Source organism: Pseudomonas sp. NPDC087358, assembly GCF_044900785.1.
In the GTDB taxonomy this organism is placed as follows: Bacteria; Pseudomonadota; Gammaproteobacteria; order Pseudomonadales; family Pseudomonadaceae; genus Aquipseudomonas.
Window position 1 is genome coordinate 1 of sequence record NZ_JBJDOA010000024.1, and the last position, 15808, is coordinate 15808.

Annotated in this window: 16 protein-coding genes; 7 read left to right on the forward strand and 9 right to left on the reverse strand. The window is 61.1% G+C overall.

The window, feature by feature from the left end:
- On the forward strand, window positions 1–174 hold a 174-nt coding region (locus ACI2KS_RS29310; protein WP_404624534.1), incomplete at its 5' end, for a hypothetical protein.
- A 94-nt stretch (window positions 175–268) separates the two neighbouring features.
- Here the strand turns inward: ACI2KS_RS29310 and ACI2KS_RS29315 are convergent.
- The 4 genes from ACI2KS_RS29315 to ACI2KS_RS29330 all read right to left on the reverse strand — a co-directional run bounded on the left by ACI2KS_RS29315 (window position 269) and on the right by ACI2KS_RS29330 (window position 4289).
- The gene (locus tag ACI2KS_RS29315) at window positions 269–796 is read right to left on the reverse strand and encodes a hypothetical protein (RefSeq protein WP_404624519.1); all 528 of its coding nucleotides are present in this window, start codon (window positions 794–796) and stop codon (window positions 269–271) included.
- Window positions 797–971: 175 nt separating this feature from the next.
- The gene (locus ACI2KS_RS29320; RefSeq protein ID WP_404624520.1) at window positions 972–1406 is read right to left on the reverse strand and encodes a YkgJ family cysteine cluster protein; all 435 of its coding nucleotides are present in this window, start codon (window positions 1404–1406) and stop codon (window positions 972–974) included.
- 125 nt (window positions 1407–1531) lie between these two features.
- Window positions 1532–2917, reverse strand: coding sequence for a DUF3482 domain-containing protein (locus ACI2KS_RS29325; protein ID WP_404624521.1), 1386 nt, complete (start codon window positions 2915–2917; stop codon window positions 1532–1534).
- Entirely contained in the window at window positions 2910–4289 is a 1380-nt protein-coding gene (locus tag ACI2KS_RS29330; RefSeq protein WP_404624522.1) for a DUF2868 domain-containing protein, read from the reverse strand. The genes ACI2KS_RS29325 and ACI2KS_RS29330 overlap by 8 nt, the downstream gene beginning before the upstream one ends.
- Before the next feature lie 87 nt (window positions 4290–4376).
- On the opposite strand from ACI2KS_RS29330, the gene ACI2KS_RS29335 reads away from it, so the two are divergent.
- Both ACI2KS_RS29335 and ACI2KS_RS29340 read left to right on the forward strand, forming a co-directional pair.
- The gene (locus ACI2KS_RS29335; RefSeq protein WP_404624523.1) at window positions 4377–4889 is read left to right on the forward strand and encodes a dihydrofolate reductase; all 513 of its coding nucleotides are present in this window, start codon (window positions 4377–4379) and stop codon (window positions 4887–4889) included.
- Window positions 4890–5114: 225 nt separating this feature from the next.
- Window positions 5115–6170 (forward strand): haloacid dehalogenase-like hydrolase, encoded by a 1056-nt coding sequence (locus ACI2KS_RS29340; RefSeq protein ID WP_404624524.1) that lies wholly within the window; start codon window positions 5115–5117, stop codon window positions 6168–6170.
- A gap of 110 nt (window positions 6171–6280) precedes the next feature.
- On the opposite strand, the gene ilvD is transcribed toward ACI2KS_RS29340, so the two are convergent.
- Window positions 6281–8128, reverse strand: a complete 1848-nt coding sequence (gene ilvD, locus ACI2KS_RS29345; protein WP_404624525.1) for a dihydroxy-acid dehydratase — start codon at window positions 8126–8128, stop codon at window positions 6281–6283.
- 582 nt (window positions 8129–8710) lie between these two features.
- Here ilvD and ACI2KS_RS29350 point away from each other — a divergent pair.
- A complete protein-coding gene (locus tag ACI2KS_RS29350) occupies window positions 8711–9169 on the forward strand; it encodes an REP-associated tyrosine transposase (RefSeq protein ID WP_404624526.1) in 459 nt (152 codons plus the stop codon).
- A 139-nt stretch (window positions 9170–9308) separates the two neighbouring features.
- On the opposite strand, the gene ACI2KS_RS29355 is transcribed toward ACI2KS_RS29350, so the two are convergent.
- The gene (locus ACI2KS_RS29355; protein ID WP_404624527.1) at window positions 9309–10505 is read right to left on the reverse strand and encodes a class I SAM-dependent rRNA methyltransferase; all 1197 of its coding nucleotides are present in this window, start codon (window positions 10503–10505) and stop codon (window positions 9309–9311) included.
- Window positions 10506–10675: 170 nt separating this feature from the next.
- Between ACI2KS_RS29355 and ACI2KS_RS29360 the strand changes: the two genes are divergently transcribed.
- The 3 genes from ACI2KS_RS29360 (at window position 10676) to ACI2KS_RS29370 (ending at window position 12921) form a co-directional block, all read left to right on the forward strand.
- Window positions 10676–11542 (forward strand): HDOD domain-containing protein, encoded by an 867-nt coding sequence (locus tag ACI2KS_RS29360; RefSeq protein ID WP_404624528.1) that lies wholly within the window; start codon window positions 10676–10678, stop codon window positions 11540–11542.
- Between the two features lie 39 nt (window positions 11543–11581).
- Entirely contained in the window at window positions 11582–12394 is an 813-nt protein-coding gene (mutM, locus tag ACI2KS_RS29365; protein ID WP_404624529.1) for a bifunctional DNA-formamidopyrimidine glycosylase/DNA-(apurinic or apyrimidinic site) lyase, read from the forward strand.
- A gap of 188 nt (window positions 12395–12582) precedes the next feature.
- Window positions 12583–12921 carry a multidrug transporter gene (locus tag ACI2KS_RS29370; RefSeq protein WP_404624530.1) on the forward strand — a complete coding sequence of 113 codons (339 nt, stop codon included), beginning with the start codon at window positions 12583–12585 and terminating at the stop codon, window positions 12919–12921.
- On the opposite strand, the gene ggt is transcribed toward ACI2KS_RS29370, so the two are convergent.
- From ggt to coaD, 3 genes are all read right to left on the reverse strand, one after another.
- Window positions 12903–14645 (reverse strand): gamma-glutamyltransferase, encoded by a 1743-nt coding sequence (gene ggt / locus ACI2KS_RS29375; protein WP_404624531.1) that lies wholly within the window; start codon window positions 14643–14645, stop codon window positions 12903–12905. The two genes, ACI2KS_RS29370 and ggt, sit on opposite strands and share 19 nt — an antisense overlap.
- A 79-nt stretch (window positions 14646–14724) precedes the next feature.
- Window positions 14725–14976, reverse strand: a complete 252-nt coding sequence (locus tag ACI2KS_RS29380) for a YfhL family 4Fe-4S dicluster ferredoxin (RefSeq protein WP_404624532.1) — start codon at window positions 14974–14976, stop codon at window positions 14725–14727.
- Between the two features lie 96 nt (window positions 14977–15072).
- Window positions 15073–15552 carry a pantetheine-phosphate adenylyltransferase gene (gene coaD, locus ACI2KS_RS29385; protein ID WP_404624533.1) on the reverse strand — a complete coding sequence of 160 codons (480 nt, stop codon included), beginning with the start codon at window positions 15550–15552 and terminating at the stop codon, window positions 15073–15075.
- Window positions 15553–15808 lie beyond the last annotated feature (256 nt).

Consider the following 15808-nt stretch of genomic DNA (forward strand, 5'->3'; position numbering starts at 1 on the left):
GCTAAAGACGAAACCATCGCTCTGGTACCACCTGTTCGCTTCACCCTGGAACAGGCTCTGGAATTCATCCAGGACGACGAGCTGTGCGAAGTCACTCCTAAGTCCATCCGTCTTCGCAAGAAGGTTCTGGACGAAGGCGAGCGTACCCGCGCTGCCAAAAAGGCCAAGAACTGAGTCTAGGTTCTAGCTGAAAAAAACGCCCCCGGTCGAAAGGCCGGGGGCGTTTTTGTTTGTGCGGGATCAGGATACTGAAGGTGCCGTACCCAGATCAGCGTTGAAACCAGCGAAACGCCAGGAAGGCTTCCGACAGCTCGCGCATCAGCAGTTTGTCCGCGGTATTGGCGATGCCGTCGCCGTTGATGTCACTGTTGGTGAACGAGTCCAAGTTGCCGTCGTTGGTGCCGTCATAAGCCGAGGCGGTCCTCATCTTGATGGGCGTGCAGGGCAGGCCATCGTCTTCGATGAAGTGCAGGTTGACGATATTCGGCGAGCCATCGCCGTGGTAGTCCCGGGCCTCGAGCTTCACGTAGCGCACCACGCTGTCACCGATATTGAACCAGTTGAGTTTGAGGAAGGCTTCGGCGAAGACATTCAGTTGCTTCTGGTCCTGGAGGTTCTCTCCACCATTGCAGTTGATATCGCCGGCATAGCTGAATTCGATGCTGCCGTCAGCGGTGAGGTCGACAGCGAAAGCCTTGAAGACCAGCTGGGTGGAGTCGTCCCGAAACTGCAGCAGGACGGTGTCGGCTCTGCCATTGCCGCTGCGGTCCTGTGCCGCCACTTTCAAATAACGCATGAGCATCTTCTCTAGGGGAAAGATGCTCCATGCTAGTGACAGTGGCCGGGCTTTTCTGTCAGACGAATCTCAGCTATTCATAAGAATGCGTTACATGCGCGCCGAGTGGTGTGGGGCGCGTATGTCGGAAATGCCACAGGCGTCTGCGGGTAATCGGCGGGGTAGAGCGACCGAATCAGAACTTTTCCAAGACTCGGACGCGGGTATCGCGCACCACTTCCTTGGGCTTGTACGCGCAGTAGCCTGGGCGCGGGCCGATTTTCGGGTGATTGCGGCAGGTGTCCGGGCGTTTGTCGTAGATCGTGCACAACCGGCTCTTGCGATCCAGATACAGGCAGTCATTGTTGCTCATGCGCTGCAAGGTGAAGATGCCGGACTTCTGGTTGAAACGCTCGATGATGCCTTCTTTCTGCAGGCGCTTGGCGATGTTCTTCGGATTGTCACCCTGCTCGAACTCGTCGACGATGCCGATACGGATCAGGTCCTTGATCTTCGCTTCCACAGGCAGTGTGCAGCAGCTGGAGACGCAGCCTCCGCACATGTGGCTGGAGTATTTCTGCCAGGTCTCGAGACGGTCGAGTTCTGCGGCGGCGATCAAGGTGGGTTTCATCAGGGCACGGTTCCGGGTGTATCGGGCGCGCGATCATACCGGGCCGCGCGCATTTCCCCTATCGCAAAATGAACGGCGCGACTGTCGGCGTGCTATTGGCCGCTGCCATCGATCATCGTGCGTCGTCAGGCGAGCACCGTTTTAGCCAGCGCCTCCACCTGCTCGTGCCGCTCTGCCTGATTGAGCCGTGCCTGAGGGTTCAGCGATGACCACTGCGGATGCGCTCGCGCTTTGTGCAGTGCGCCAGGAAGCTTGCCTTCGCGCCAGGTCTTCTCCTGAAGCGCGTCAAGGCTGATGCTGTCCATCGCCGCATGCCCGCGGGCCTCCAGTGCCACCAACAGTTGCCGCTGACGCAATGCCAGCAGGCGTAGCACCGCATCGTCGACGGTCAGCTCGCGCTGGCCCTTGAGCTTGCCCACCAGCCGTGCGCCATAGCTTCGTGCGGTTTGCAGAGCGCCGCCTGCGATGGCGCCGACCAGTGCTGCCGCGCCCAGCGTAATACCGCCGACCAGCAGGTCCACCCCGGCGCCTGCTGCGGCGCCCGCCGCAATGCCGCTGCCAACGCGTACACCCAGCAGCTTCAACGTCTCTGGATTGAACAGGTCATCACCCCAGCGACCATCCAGCAGCGGTAGGTCGCTGGCCGAGGCGTCTTCACGACGGAACGCGTACAACTTGAGCAGAGCCTCGACGCAGCGTTGCTCGCGCTGGCGCACGGCTTTGCGCAGATCGTCGATCGCTGCATTCACCTGCTCGGGCTCGGTGGCCACGCTGCGTCGGCAGGCGGCGCAATCGAGCAACAGTTCAGCGATCAAGCGAGCTGCGCTGTGTCGACGTACTTCACGCTGCGCCTGTTGATCGACGATCAGCCGCTCAAGTTGCCCGCGGGAGTTTTCCAGCAATAACGCCAGGCTTTGGTACAGTCGCCGCTCACCGTCTTGCGGCGGCGCAACACTGTCAAAGCGCACCACCGCATGCAGACCCAAGCGGGCCAGGGCTTCACGCCAGTCCGGTTCGCGGTGCCGGGCACTGCTGACAAAGTTCAGCACCGGCAGCAGGGGTTTGCCACAGCTGGCGAGCACCGCAAGTTCATCGCGGTACTTGGCCAGTACCGGTTCGCGAGCATCGATCACGTACAGCCCGGCGTCGCAGGCGAGTAACTGACGCAGAACCTTGGCTTCCTGTTCAAAACGCTGCCGGGCCTCGCTGCCGTCAAGAAAGCGCGTCAGCCGAGCGGGGCCGTCCAGGCGTTCGCCCGGGCGATCAAGTCGCTCCAGAAAGTCGAGCAGTGCGATGGCGTCTTCCAGGCCGGGCGTGTCATACAACTCCAGTAGCGCCTCGCCATCCACCGACAGCCGCGCGCCTTCGACATGTCGGGTGGTGCTTGGACGGTGAGAGACGTCGCCGAAACCCACATCACGGGTCAGCGTGCGCAGCAGCGAAGTCTTGCCGACGTTGGTGTGACCGACCACGGCGAGTTTCAGCGGGCGATTCGCGGTCTTCTCAGTCATGTCCGTTCTCCAGCCATGCCAGCGGCGCGGTGTCAGCCCAGCTCAGTTGCAGCTGCTCCAGTGCGAGGTGCCAGTCGCCAAGCCGATCGGCATCCAGTGCCTGGCCTGTCGGTGAGGGCAGCAGCCAGACGCGGGTAGCGCCGGCACATCGGCCCAGCTCGGCGATCAAGGCAAGACTGCCGCGGTCTGGAGAACGCCGTGGATCGCAGGCGATGAGCAATCGGGCAGGTGGATAGCGGGTCAGTTGGTCGAGCAGGTTTCGGCGCGATTCGCGGCTGTCGAGAACCCCGGCGTTCGCCACGTGTTCGGGCAGTCTCGGCGGCCATGGATGTTGGCCGTCCAGCTCGATGGCGACCAACAGCGCGCCCTGGCTGTGGTCGGCGGTCTGGCCGGACTGCAGCTGTGGCAGTTCGGCGGGCGCGGCATCGTTGACGCCCATGCGCTCACTGCTGGGCATCAGGCGCTCGCGCAGTTCGACGAATTCGGGCTCGCTCAAGTCCAGCGCGAGAAGCCTGCGCCCGGCACGCCAACGGCCATAACACAGCAGTGTCAGCAGTAAGCGCGGCACGATGCCATACACCACCAGCACCCCTACCAGCCAGGCCGCCCAGGCCTGTCGGGCGTTTTCGATCACCAGAGCGCGGTCGCCACTGGCGCGGATCATGTCTTCGCTCGGGATGCTGAAGCCCAGCAGTGACGGCAGCGTACCTAGGCCTTTGGTCAGGCTGACAAAGGTGTCGCTGCCCAGAATCGTCGTCTCCCAGACAAAGCCGTAACGCCGGGTGGCCATGAGCAACAGCAGTAGCGTCAGCGCGCTGAGCAGGGCCAGCAACCACAACCCGTTGACGCAAGTGCCGAGAACCCAGCGGTTCAGGCGCTTGCGTTGCAACAGCAGAAGCAGTGCCGGGGGCAATTGCGCTGCCTGGGCGTCGCTGGCCAGTTTCTCGCTCAGCCATAACCACAGGCGGCCCAGGCTGGCGGCGCTTTCACCGGCGAACAGCAGGCCCAGCGTCCAGCTGATGAGCAAGATCAGGTTCAGGCCCAGCAGACTGCCCAGCGCCCAGAACACGTTGACCGGTGTCTGCCCGTCACCCAATGCCGCGAATGCCAGGCCGGCGCCGCTGATGACAGCGACAACCGCCAGCAGCATCAACGCAAGCCGTGCTCCCTGCTTCCAGTGCTGCAAGGCCGCGAGCATGCCATCCCGCTCGGCCAGCCAAAGGGCACGATTCTTTATCCGGGTGAGCAGGTCGCCCGCTTTGGCGCGGGCGCGGCGGTTGGCCTCATCGTCCTCAAGGGGGCCTGCATGTTGCTCGCGCAGACGCACCGCTTCGGTCAGCCATAATTCATCGAGGGGGGTCAGTGCAGTCACACGGCGTCTCGTCGGTAGGGTCAGGGGTGAGCATAACCGTTGTGGCTGTCTACGAATCAACCCAGCACCTCTGATATCCTCGCCGCCATGAAAAAACATCTCCCCCTCAGCCTGATCGCCGCCCTGGCTGAAAACCGGGTCATCGGTGTCGACAATTCCATGCCCTGGCACTTGCCGGGGGACTTCAAATATTTCAAGGCCACCACCCTGGGCAAACCGATCATCATGGGGCGCAAGACCTGGGATTCGCTGGGTCGTCCGCTGCCAGGTCGCTTGAACCTCGTCGTGAGCCGCCAGGCCAACCTTCAGCTTGAAGGCGCCGAGGTGTTCACCTCGCTCGAGGCGGCTGTGCAGCGCGCTGAAGCGTGGGCGGCGGAGCAGGGCGTCAGCGAAGTGATGCTGATCGGCGGCGCGCAGCTTTATGCGCAAGGTCTGGCCCAGGCCGACCGTTTGTACCTGACCCGCGTGGCGTTGAGTCCTGAAGGTGACGCATGGTTCCCAGAGTTTGATCCGACCGAGTGGAAACGAGTTGGCAACACCGAGAACCCGGCGCTTGATGACAAGCCAGCGTACAACTTCGAGGTCTGGGAGCGTCGCTGACAATCTCATCGCGAGCAAGCTCACTCCTACAGGCAACCGCGATTCCTTGTAGGAGTGAGCTTGCTCGCGATGCTTCTATGTGACGGCGGTGTCGTTTTTATGACATCTGTCGCGAATGGTTATCAACGTGACGCCATCAGAACGCGCACGGTCGCTGACGCATTAAAACAGTAATGGCTTTTTGTTAGGGTCCATCCTCGAACTGATAAAGGGGAGGACACCGTTATGAAGCTCGCACCTAAACTGTTGGCCGCTGCGCTCTGTCTGGGCCTTGCCGGCCAGGCGTTTTCCACGGAGCTCACGCATTGGCCCGAGCCTGCAGCCAGGCAACTCAATGCCATGATCGCGGCGAATGCCAACAAGGGTAACTTCGCGGTCTTCGACATGGACAACACCAGCTATCGCTACGACCTGGAAGAGTCGCTGTTGCCGTTCATGGAGAACAAAGGGCTGATCACCCGTGAGAAGCTCGACCCCTCCCTCAAGCTGATCCCGTTCAAGGACACCGCCGACCACAAGGAAAGCCTGTTCAGCTATTACTACCGCCTGTGCGAAGTGGACGATATGGTCTGCTACCCGTGGGTGGCGCAGGTGTTTTCCGGCTTCACCCTCAAGGAGCTCAAGGGGTATGTCGACGAGCTGATGGCTTCCGGCAAACCGGTGCCAAGCACCTATTACGACGGCGATGCGGTCAAGACCATCGACGTGCCGCCGCCCAAGGTCTTCACCGGGCAAGCCGAGCTTTACAACAAGCTGATGGAAAACGGCATTGAGGTCTATGTGATGACCGCTGCCTCCGAAGAGCTGGTACGCATGGTCGCCTCCGATCCCAAGTACGGTTACAACGTCAAACCGCAGAACGTCATCGGCGTGACCACGCTGCTGAAGAATCGCGCCACCGGCGAGCTGACCACCGCGCGCAAGCAGATCACGGCGGGCAAGTATGACGAGAAGGCCAACCTCGGCCTTGAGTTGACCCCGTATCTGTGGACCCCTGCGACCTGGATGGCGGGCAAGCAGGCGGCGATCCTGACCTATATCGATCAGTGGAAGAAGCCGGTACTGGTCGCAGGCGACACACCCACCAGCGATGGCTACATGCTGTTCCATAGCGTTGACGTCGGCAAGGGCGGTATCCACCTGTGGATCAACCGCAAGGACAAATACATGACCCAGCTCAGCGGCATGATGAAAACCAACGCCGAGGCCCAGGCCAAGGAAGGTTTGCCAGTCACGGCGGACAAGAACTGGGTGATCGTCAAGCCCGAGGAGATTCAGTAAGCACGACGCAGGTCACGACTGCTCCGGCTCAGGACTCTTGTGTGCCCTTTCAGCCCTCACAAAAAAACCCGGCATCGCTGCCGGGTTTTTTGTTTGCCGCTGTGGCGCCGTTATGGCATCAGCTTGTCCAGCATCGCCTTGTCACGCACGGCACCTTTGTCGGCGCTGGTGGCGAGCAGCGCGTAAGCCTTCAGTGCAGTCGTGACCTTGCGAGGACGAGACTCGACCGGTTTCCAGCCTTTCTGGTCCTGCTCGGCACGGCGGGCGGCCATTTCCTCATCGGAGATCAACAGGTTGATGCCACGATTGGGAATGTCGATCAGCACTTTGTCGCCGTCACGGACCAGACCGATCGCGCCGCCAGCAGCGGCTTCAGGCGAAGCGTGGCCGATGGACAGCCCTGAAGTACCGCCCGAGAAGCGCCCGTCAGTCAGCAACGCACACGCCTTGCCCAGGCCTTTGGATTTCAGGTAAGAGGTCGGGTATAGCATTTCCTGCATGCCCGGGCCGCCTTTAGGGCCTTCGTAACGGATGATCACGATGTCGCCGGCCTTCACTTCGTCAGCAAGGATGCCGCGCACGGCGCTGTCCTGGCTTTCGAAAATCTTCGCGTTGCCTTCGAACACGTGGATCGACTCGTCCACGCCCGCGGTTTTAACCACGCAGCCGTCCAGCGCGATGTTGCCGTAGAGCACCGCCAGACCGCCTTCTTGCGAGTAAGCGTGCTCGACGCTGCGGATGCAGCCGTTTTCGCGGTCGTCATCCAGGGTTTCCCAGCGGGTCGACTGGCTGAACGCGGTTTGCGTGGGGATACCGGCCGGGCCTGCCCTGAAGAAGGTGTGCACCGCTTCGTCGTCAGTCTGGGTAATGTCCCACTTGGCGATGGCTTCTTCCATCGACGGGGTGTGCACGGTCGGCAGGTCGGTGTGCAGCAGACCGCCACGGGCGAGCGAGCCGAGAATGCTGAAGATGCCGCCGGCGCGATGCACGTCTTCCATGTGGTACTTCTGGATGTTCGGTGCAACCTTGCACAGTTGCGGCACCTTGCGCGACAAACGGTCGATGTCGCGCAGGTCGAACGGGATTTCGGCTTCCTGCGCCGCGGCCAGCAAATGCAGGATGGTGTTGGTCGAGCCGCCCATGGCGATGTCCAGGGTCATCGCGTTTTCAAAGGCTTTGAAGTTGGCGATGTTACGCGGCAGAACCGAGTCGTCGTTGTCGCGGTAGTAGGTTTTGCACAGCTCGACGATGGTGCGGCCCGCCTGCAGGAACAGCTGTTCGCGGTCGGAGTGCGTGGCCAGAGTCGAACCGTTGCCAGGCAGGGCAAGGCCCAAGGCTTCGGTCAGGCAGTTCATCGAGTTTGCGGTGAACATGCCGGAGCACGAACCGCACGTCGGGCAGGCGCTGCGCTCGTACTCGGCGACTTTCTCGTCGGAGGCGCTGGAGTCGGCAGCGATGACCATCGCATCGACCAGGTCCAGGCCGTGGCTGGCGAGCTTGGTCTTGCCGGCTTCCATCGGGCCACCGGAGACGAAAATCACCGGGATGTTCAGGCGCAGTGCAGCCATCAGCATGCCAGGGGTGATCTTGTCGCAGTTGGAGATGCAGACAATGGCGTCGGCGCAGTGGGCGTTGACCATGTACTCCACGGAGTCGGCAATGATCTCGCGGCTCGGCAGGGAATACAGCATGCCGTCATGGCCCATGGCGATGCCGTCGTCCACGGCGATGGTGTTGAATTCCTTGGCGACGCCGCCGGCACGTTCGATCTCACGGGCGACCAGTTGCCCCAGATCCTTGAGGTGCACGTGGCCCGGTACGAACTGGGTGAACGAGTTGGCGATCGCAATGATCGGCTTCTTGAAGTCTTCGTCTTTCATACCCGTGGCACGCCACAGGGCGCGCGCGCCGGCCATATTGCGGCCGTGGGTCGATGTTTTCGAGCGGTAATCAGGCATTGGAGCACTCCGGCTAATCGGCTTACAGGGAAGGGAGTGAGCTTCTAGTGACGTCGCTTGCAAAAGGCAGTGACCGATGCAGCGAAGAAACCGAACGCCACGGGATCACCGTGCGCTCAGCCTGAGCTCATAAACCCGCCGGGGGATGACTGGCGATGAATAGCGCTGATTCTACACCTGTGGCGGCGGGAGGGAATGGTGGGAAGCGTTGAGGGTGGGGTCTTGCGCCTGAGCGGTCGGTTTCTGGCTGGGAATCGGGGGGTCGTGGGCACGGTTGCGTCTGCGGCGCATGCGGGGGATGGATCGCGAGCGAGCTCACTCCTACGGGGCTGCGGTGGGATGGATCGCGAGCAAGCTCACTCCTACGGGCTGCGGTGGGATGGATCGCGAGCAAGCTCACTCCTACGGGGCTGCGGTGGGATGGATCGCGAGCAAGCTCACTCCTACACGGGCTGCGCTTGACCTGTAGGAGTGAGCTTGCTCGCGATCACGATCGTATGGACATATCCGGAATTCCTAATCTGCGCAGGCGTTCGGTAGCTGCCCTAGTCTCGGTTTGGTATTACTGAAAGGAGCAACGGAATGCAGGCTTTTGCGCGTGGCAAATGTTTACGCAACGGACGATTTTCCCAATCCGGGCGAATTTATCTCATTACCTCAGTCACCCATGGACGAGAACCGGTGTTTGCCGACTGGAGACTCGGCCGGTTGATGGTGAATGAGCTCCGGTCGGCCCAGCAGTCGGGCGCCGCAGATTCACTCGCTTGGGTAGTTATGCCGGATCACGTCCACTGGTTACTGGAGCTGAAGCAATGTGAGTTGACGCCGCTCATGCAGCGGGTGAAGTCACAAAATGCTCGGGCGGTTAATCAGGCAAGAGGCCAGCATAGGCAGCTTTGGCAAAGAGGTTTTCATGATCGGGCGTTGCGAAAGGAGGAGGATCTTTTGAAGATGGCCAGATATGTTGTGGCAAATCCTTTGCGGGCCGGGTTAGTCAGTAAGTTGGGCGATTATTCATTGTGGGATGCGGTGTGGTTGTAAGACCGATCGCGATCGCGAGCCCACTCCCACCTAGGCTACGGTGGGATGGATCGCGAGCAAGCTCACTCCTACAGGGGGCTGTGCTTGACCTGTAGGAGTGAGCTTGCTCGCGAGTTGCGCAGCTGTGCTACCGCACCAATCAGCTGTTAGGCAAAAGCCGGCAGGTGATGCTCTTGATATAGCGCGTCTCCGGGATTGCCGGGTGCACCGGATGGTCCGGGCCCTGGCCGCCGCGTTCCAGCAGCTGGATGTTGCGGTCCAGGTGGCGGGCGCTGGTCAGGAGGATGTTCTGCAGATCGTCCTCGGGCAGGTGCATCGAGCAGGAGGCGCTGACCAGAATGCCGTCCTTGCTGAGCAGGCGCATGGCTTGCTCGTTCAGGCGGCGGTAAGCACCTTCGCCGTTTTTCAGGTCTTTCTTGCGTTTGATGAACGCGGGCGGGTCGGCGACGATCACATCGAAGCGTTCTTCGGAGGCCTTGAGCTCTTTCAGGGCTTCGAACACGTCGCCTTCGATGCAGGTGACCTTCTCGGCAAAGCCGTTGAGCGCCGCGTTACGTTCCACGCCATCGAGAGCGAAGCTGGAGGCGTCGACGCAGAATACTTCGCTGGCGCCGAAAGCACCGGCCTGCACGCCCCAGCCGCCGATGTAGCTGAACAGGTCCAGGACGCGCTTGCCTTTGACGTATGGCGCCAGGCGCGCGCGGTTCATACGGTGGTCGTAGAACCAGCCGGTCTTCTGGCCTTCCATGACCGGCGCTTCGAACTTCACGCCGTTTTCTTCCAGCGCAACCCACTCCGGCACCACGCCAAATGCGGTTTCGACGTATCGGTTCAGGCCTTCGGCGTCGCGCGCTGCGGAGTCGTTCTTGAGCAGGATGCCGCTTGGCTTGATCACTTGGATCAGCGCCGCCAGGACATCATCCTTGTGCTGTTCCATGGTGGCAGACGCCAGCTGCACCACCAGAATGTCGCCGAAACGATCGACCACCAAACCTGGCAGCAGGTCGGAGTCGCCGAACACCAGGCGATAGAACGGCTTGTCGAACAGGCGCTCGCGCAGCGACAGGCAGACGTTCAGGCGATGTACCAGCAGCGACTTGTCCAGCGGCAGCTTGATGTCACGCGACAGCAAGCGCGCGCAGATCAGGTTGTTCGGGCTCATGGCGACGATGCCCAGCGGCTTGCCGCCCGCTGCTTCGAGGATCGCTTGAGTGCCTGCAGCGAAGCCGTTGAGCGGGGTGGCGGCCACGTCGATTTCGTTGCTGTAGATCCACAGGTGGCCGGCGCGCAGGCGACGGTCGGCGTTGGGCTTGAGGCGCAAGCTAGGCAGGGACATGACGTCGCTCCGGAAAAAAGAGCGGGATTATAGCGCCGTCATTCTATTTGCGGGCGGGCTTCACAGAATTAACCGGCTGACGGTCATTCGGATCCAAAGAGTGTTTCCAACGGTTGTAGAAGGATGGGCGGTAGGGGTTAGAATCCCCACCTGACCCTGAGTGTGTACTTATGTCCCAAGAGCTTACTTCCGAGCAGATCCAGCAGGCGTTGCAAGGCATCAGCGTTCCGCCCCAGCCGCAAATCATGGTTGATTTGCAGATGGAGCAGTACATGCCCGACCCTGACCTGGGTGTGATCGCCCGGTTGATCGCGCAAGATCCTGGGCTCTCCGGCGCCCTGCTGAAAATCGTCAACTCGGCGCATTACGGTCTGGCCAACAAAATCGCGTCCATCCAGCGAGCGGTCAATCTGCTGGGCAGCCGTTCGGTGATCAACCTGATCAACGCGCAGTCGATCAAAGGCGAAATGAGCGACGAAACCATTGTCGTGCTCAACCGCTTCTGGGACACGGCGCAAGATGTGGCAATGACCAGTCTGACCCTGGCCAAGCGCGTCGGCTCGCAAACCGTGGACGAATCCTACGCCTTGGGTCTGTTCCATGACTGCGGCGTGCCATTGATGCTCAAGCGCTTTCCCGAGTACATGAGTGTCCTGGAAGAGGCATACGCCAAGGCAGGGCCCGAATGCCGTGTGGTAGACACGGAAAACCGCCTTCTCAATACCAACCACGCTGTTGTCGGCTATTTCACCGCCAAGTCGTGGCGTTTGCCGGAACATGTCAGCAATGCCATCGCCAATCATCACAATGCGCTGGCAATCTTTCAGGAAGAGTCCGGGCGTAATGCCCCGTTGAAGAACCTGCTGGCGATCCTGAAGATGGCCGAACACATCTGTTCGTCTCATCGTGTGCTGGGCAACCAGGCCATTGACCACGAGTGGAACAGCATCGGTCACCTGGTTCTCGATTATGTCGGCTTGTCTGATTATGACTTCGAAAACCTCAAGGAAAGTATTCGCGAACTGAGCGCGCATTGATTCCGCGCGCTTGCGCTTTGCCTGCCATCGAGTTGCCTCATGCCTGAATTACCAGAAGTCGAAACCACCCGCCGGGGCATCGCGCCTCATCTGGAGGGCCAGCGCGTCAGCCGCGTGATTGTGCGCGACCGGCGGCTGCGCTGGCCGATCCCCGAAGACCTCGATGTGCGCCTGTCCGGGCAGAAGATCGTGGTGGTCGAGCGCCGCGCCAAGTACCTGCTGATCCAGGCTGAAGTGGGTACGTTGATCAGTCATCTGGGCATGTCCGGCAACCTGCGTCTGGTGGAGGCCGGGCTGCCCGCGCTCAAGCACGAGCACGTGGACATCGAACTTGAATCAGGGATGGCGCTGCGTTACACCGACCCCCGGCGCTTCGGCGCAATGCTGTGGAGCCTTGATCCGCATCATCACGAATTGCTGATTCGTCTAGGGCCGGAGCCGCTGACCGAGCTGTTCGACGGCTTGCGCCTGTTCGAGCTGTCACGTGGGCGTTCGATGGCGGTCAAGCCGTTCATCATGGACAACGCGGTGGTGGTGGGCGTGGGCAATATCTACGCGACCGAGGCACTGTTCGCCGCAGGTATCGATCCGCGACGGGAAGCAAAAAGCGTCTCCAAGGCACGCTATATAAAGCTGGCGATCGAGATCAAACGCATCCTGGCAGCGGCGATCGAGCGAGGTGGCACCACACTGCGCGATTTCATCGGCGGTGACGGCCAGCCCGGTTATTTCCAGCAGGAGCTGTTCGCCTACGGCCGTGGGGGGCAACCCTGCAAGGTCTGCGGGACGACGCTGCGCGAGGTCAAGCTGGGTCAGAGGGCGAGTGTTTATTGCCCCAAATGTCAGAAATAGAACTGGGGTCTGCCCGCCCTGATAGCCGCACGGCTTGCCAAGCGGGGTGATCCCACCGGCTCCCGGCTGGCAACTCTTGACGCTGCACAAGGTGTGTCGTGAATGAGACAGACATCCCCTTGCTTAACCTCCATCCGCGTTTATAGTGAGCAGCATCACTTTTCCTGCTGAGCCTGAAGGATCACGCCATGAGCCCGTTTCGCATTCTTGCTGCCAGTCTGGCCTTGTTCTTCGGCCTGCAGATGACGCCGGCCATGGCGCAGGTGGAGGCCTCGGGCAGTGGCGATCCGGTCTACCAGATCCAGAACCCGCCGGCCTACGCGATGATTGGTGACTTGCTGATAGCGCGACCACTACTGATTGCCGCGACGATTGTCGGTGCGGGATTGTTCGTCATTGCGCTTCCTTTTACCGCCACTGGCGGCGGAATTGGCCGCACGGGCAAAGCGCTGGTGGTCGACCCGGGCAAGGCTGCATTCGTTCGTTGCCTGGGCTGTACAGGCAATAGCTACGGTAAACAGGAGTGATCGGCGCATCCGCGCACTAGATGAAGCGCAGCGTCGGGCCGGAACGTCGCTGAGACCCCGATTCCTCGCGGATCACTGGCCGCCTCCACACTGGCGTTGTTCTTGCGCCACAACAACACCTGCTGATTGCCAAAGTCGCGCCTGGTCTCTTTGGGTTTGTAGCCCCGTTCCTGTAGATCGCTCAACTCCTGGGCAGTGAACGCTCCTGGCTCATATTCCATCACGTCCGGTACGTACTGATGATGGTAACGCGGTACCGAGGCCCAGTTGGCGACCGGCTGATCGTCCAGGTATTGCAGCATCGACAACAGCACCATGCTGGGGATCCGGCTGCCGCCAGGTGTGCCAAAGGCCGTGAAGGCATGAGGGCTTTCGATGAAGCTGGGGCTCATGCTCGACAGCGGGCGCTTGCCGGGCTTGATGGCGTTGGCCTGGCTGCCGAGCAGCCCATAAGTGTTACTGCTTTTGGGGTCGACCGCGAAGTCGTCCATTTCATCATTGAGGACCACGCCTGTGCCGGGCACGGTGAACGTCGAGCCAAACGGAAGATTCAACGACAGCGTCGCCGCGACGGCATTGCCTTGGGTATCGAGTACGGCGAAGTGGCTGGTATTGTCGCCTTCGCGCCAGCGGGGTGCCGGGGGCAGCGCGTTGTTAGGCGTGGCCTGATGCGGATCGATGCTGATCGCCTGCTGCAGCAGATAATCCTGCGCCAGCACCTGGGCAATCGGATTGGGCACGAAATCAGGGTCGCCGAGCATGGTGCGGTCACGATAGGCGCGGCGCAGCACTTCGACCACGTAATGCGCGCGCTGGACCTTTGCCGATTCGCGCCAAGGCAGCTGTTGCAGCATGAACAGGCTCTGCGCCAGGGCGATACCCCCCGCAGAGGGCGGCGGGGCGCTGATCAGTTCACGCTGGTCGGCCAGTTGAAAGCGTAACGGGGTGCGGGTAATGACCTCGTACTCTTCGAAGTCATGGTAGTTCCAGATCCCGCCCCCGGCCCGAACCCCGCTGACCATGGCCTGTGCGGTCAGGCCGCTATAGAAGCCGGCACGACCCCTGTCGGCCAGACGGTCCAGTGTCTGCGCCAGTTCAGGTTGCCTGATCACCTCGCCCAGGGCCGGCACGTCATTGTTTCGCAGAAACAGCCGGGCGCTTTCCTTGTTGGCACGCAGCGCGAACAGCCGCCAGCTGGCGCGCTCCCGGTACACCTCGTCGACCTTGAAACCCAGGTAAGCCGTCCGGATGGCGGGCGCCATGGAGATGCTCAGCGGCAAGCGCCCATAGCGTTCGGCCAGCTCAACCAACGCGGCGGGCAGGCCGGGGATTGCGGCTGCCAGAGGGCCATTGAGTGACAGGTCCGGCTGTGCAATGCCGTTGCGATAGAACATGTCGGGCTTGGATCGCAGCGGCGCTTTTTCTCGGGCATCGAGAAACTGATACTGCACAGGCTCGCCGGTCTGACGCAGCAGAAAGAAGCCGCCTCCGCCCAGTCCGGAACCATAGGGCTCGACCACGGCGAGGGTTGCGCTGATGGCAACGGCGGCATCGAAGGCATTGCCGCCATCGATCAGGATTTCCCGACCAGCGGCCGTGGCGAGCGGGTGGGGGCTGGCAATGGCAGCCTGATCAGGGTGATCGGGGCTGGCTTGAGCCGAAAGGGCGCACAGCAAGCTCAGTGCGCCAAACAAGCAAGGTATCCGCGTCAACTTCGATGTCATGCGTATCTCGCTCAGGTCAACGGGCATTACAGCCAGTGTCTTCGGCGAAAGCGCGGATGCCGACAGGATATGCCTTCAGTTATGCCTTGCTGGTGATCAATTGGTATTTGGTCATGAGTTCGTCCTTGCTCTCCACGTGGTTGTCATCCAGCGGGATGCAATCCACGGGGCAGACCTGCTGGCACTGTGGCTCGTCGTAATGGCCGACGCACTCGGTGCACAGGTTCGGGTTGATCACGTAGATCTCCTCACCTTGGGAAATCGCTTCGTTCGGGCACTCGGGTTCGCAGACGTCGCAATTGATGCAATCGTCGGTGATGATCAGGGACATGGATACTCCTGCCACGGTGGACGCCGGGCATATCAAAACTAATGCGGCGAATTGTGCCGCATTAGCGCCCGGTATGCACCTGAACATGACAAGCAGCTATGGTTTGAACCTTTCGCTGAGCGCCTGGGCGACTGCCGGGTGTACGAACTTGGTGATGTCCCCACCTAATGCTGCGATTTCTCTGACCAGCGTAGATGAAATGAATGAATAGCGTTCGGACGGCGTGAGAAAAAGACTTTCCACATCCGGAGCGAGCTGTTTATTCATGTTGGCCAACTGGAATTCGTACTCGAAATCCGACACGGCGCGCAATCCACGAAGCAGGATGTTGGCGTTCTGCTCCTGGGCAAAATGCGCCAGCAGGCTGGAGAAACCCACGACCTCGACGTTAGGCAGGTGCTTGGTGGCTTCACGTGCCAGTTCCACGCGTTGCTCCAGCGGGAACAGCGGGTTCTTCTTGGGGCTGGCGGCAACGGCGATGACCACCTGGTCGAACAGCCGCGAGGCGCGCTCGACCAGGTCGCCGTGGCCCTTGGTGATAGGGTCGAAGGTGCCTGGGTACAACACTCGGTTCATCGCGTCGTCCTTGGTCGGAGCTCGTTGGGGACTGGGATGGTAGCGCAGCGGGGCGGCCAAGTCAGCCCGCGCAGGGGCCAGCGTTGAAAGTCCTCTGTAGGAGATTCTATGGTTTCAAACAAGCTCCTCAAGCAGCTTTGGACTATTGCGCCGCCTGCTTTTGATTCTGGCCGCAGGCCGTGGGAGCTTGGCTTGCCAGCGATCTGCCGGGCACCGGCAGTAGAGTCAGACGGCGCGGCGGGCCAGGTGCATCGCG

Excerpts from the sequence above, each read along its gene's own strand:
- ACI2KS_RS29315 (WP_404624519.1), bottom strand. The coding sequence starts at position 796 with ATGCGTTATTTGAAAGTGGCGGCACAGGACCGCAGCGGCAATGGCAGA.
- ACI2KS_RS29320 (WP_404624520.1), bottom strand. The coding sequence starts at position 1,406 with ATGAAACCCACCTTGATCGCCGCCGCAGAACTCGACCGTCTCGAGACC.
- ACI2KS_RS29325 (WP_404624521.1), bottom strand. The coding sequence starts at position 2,917 with ATGACTGAGAAGACCGCGAATCGCCCGCTGAAACTCGCCGTGGTCGGT.
- ACI2KS_RS29335 (WP_404624523.1), top strand. The coding sequence starts at position 4,377 with ATGAAAAAACATCTCCCCCTCAGCCTGATCGCCGCCCTGGCTGAAAAC.
- ACI2KS_RS29340 (WP_404624524.1), top strand. The coding sequence starts at position 5,115 with ATGAAGCTCGCACCTAAACTGTTGGCCGCTGCGCTCTGTCTGGGCCTT.
- ilvD (WP_404624525.1), bottom strand. The coding sequence starts at position 8,128 with ATGCCTGATTACCGCTCGAAAACATCGACCCACGGCCGCAATATGGCC.
- ACI2KS_RS29350 (WP_404624526.1), top strand. The coding sequence starts at position 8,711 with ATGCAGGCTTTTGCGCGTGGCAAATGTTTACGCAACGGACGATTTTCC.
- ACI2KS_RS29355 (WP_404624527.1), bottom strand. The coding sequence starts at position 10,505 with ATGTCCCTGCCTAGCTTGCGCCTCAAGCCCAACGCCGACCGTCGCCTG.
- ACI2KS_RS29360 (WP_404624528.1), top strand. The coding sequence starts at position 10,676 with ATGTCCCAAGAGCTTACTTCCGAGCAGATCCAGCAGGCGTTGCAAGGC.
- mutM (WP_404624529.1), top strand. The coding sequence starts at position 11,582 with ATGCCTGAATTACCAGAAGTCGAAACCACCCGCCGGGGCATCGCGCCT.
- ACI2KS_RS29370 (WP_404624530.1), top strand. The coding sequence starts at position 12,583 with ATGAGCCCGTTTCGCATTCTTGCTGCCAGTCTGGCCTTGTTCTTCGGC.
- ggt (WP_404624531.1), bottom strand. The coding sequence starts at position 14,645 with ATGACATCGAAGTTGACGCGGATACCTTGCTTGTTTGGCGCACTGAGC.
- ACI2KS_RS29380 (WP_404624532.1), bottom strand. The coding sequence starts at position 14,976 with ATGTCCCTGATCATCACCGACGATTGCATCAATTGCGACGTCTGCGAA.
- coaD (WP_404624533.1), bottom strand. The coding sequence starts at position 15,552 with ATGAACCGAGTGTTGTACCCAGGCACCTTCGACCCTATCACCAAGGGC.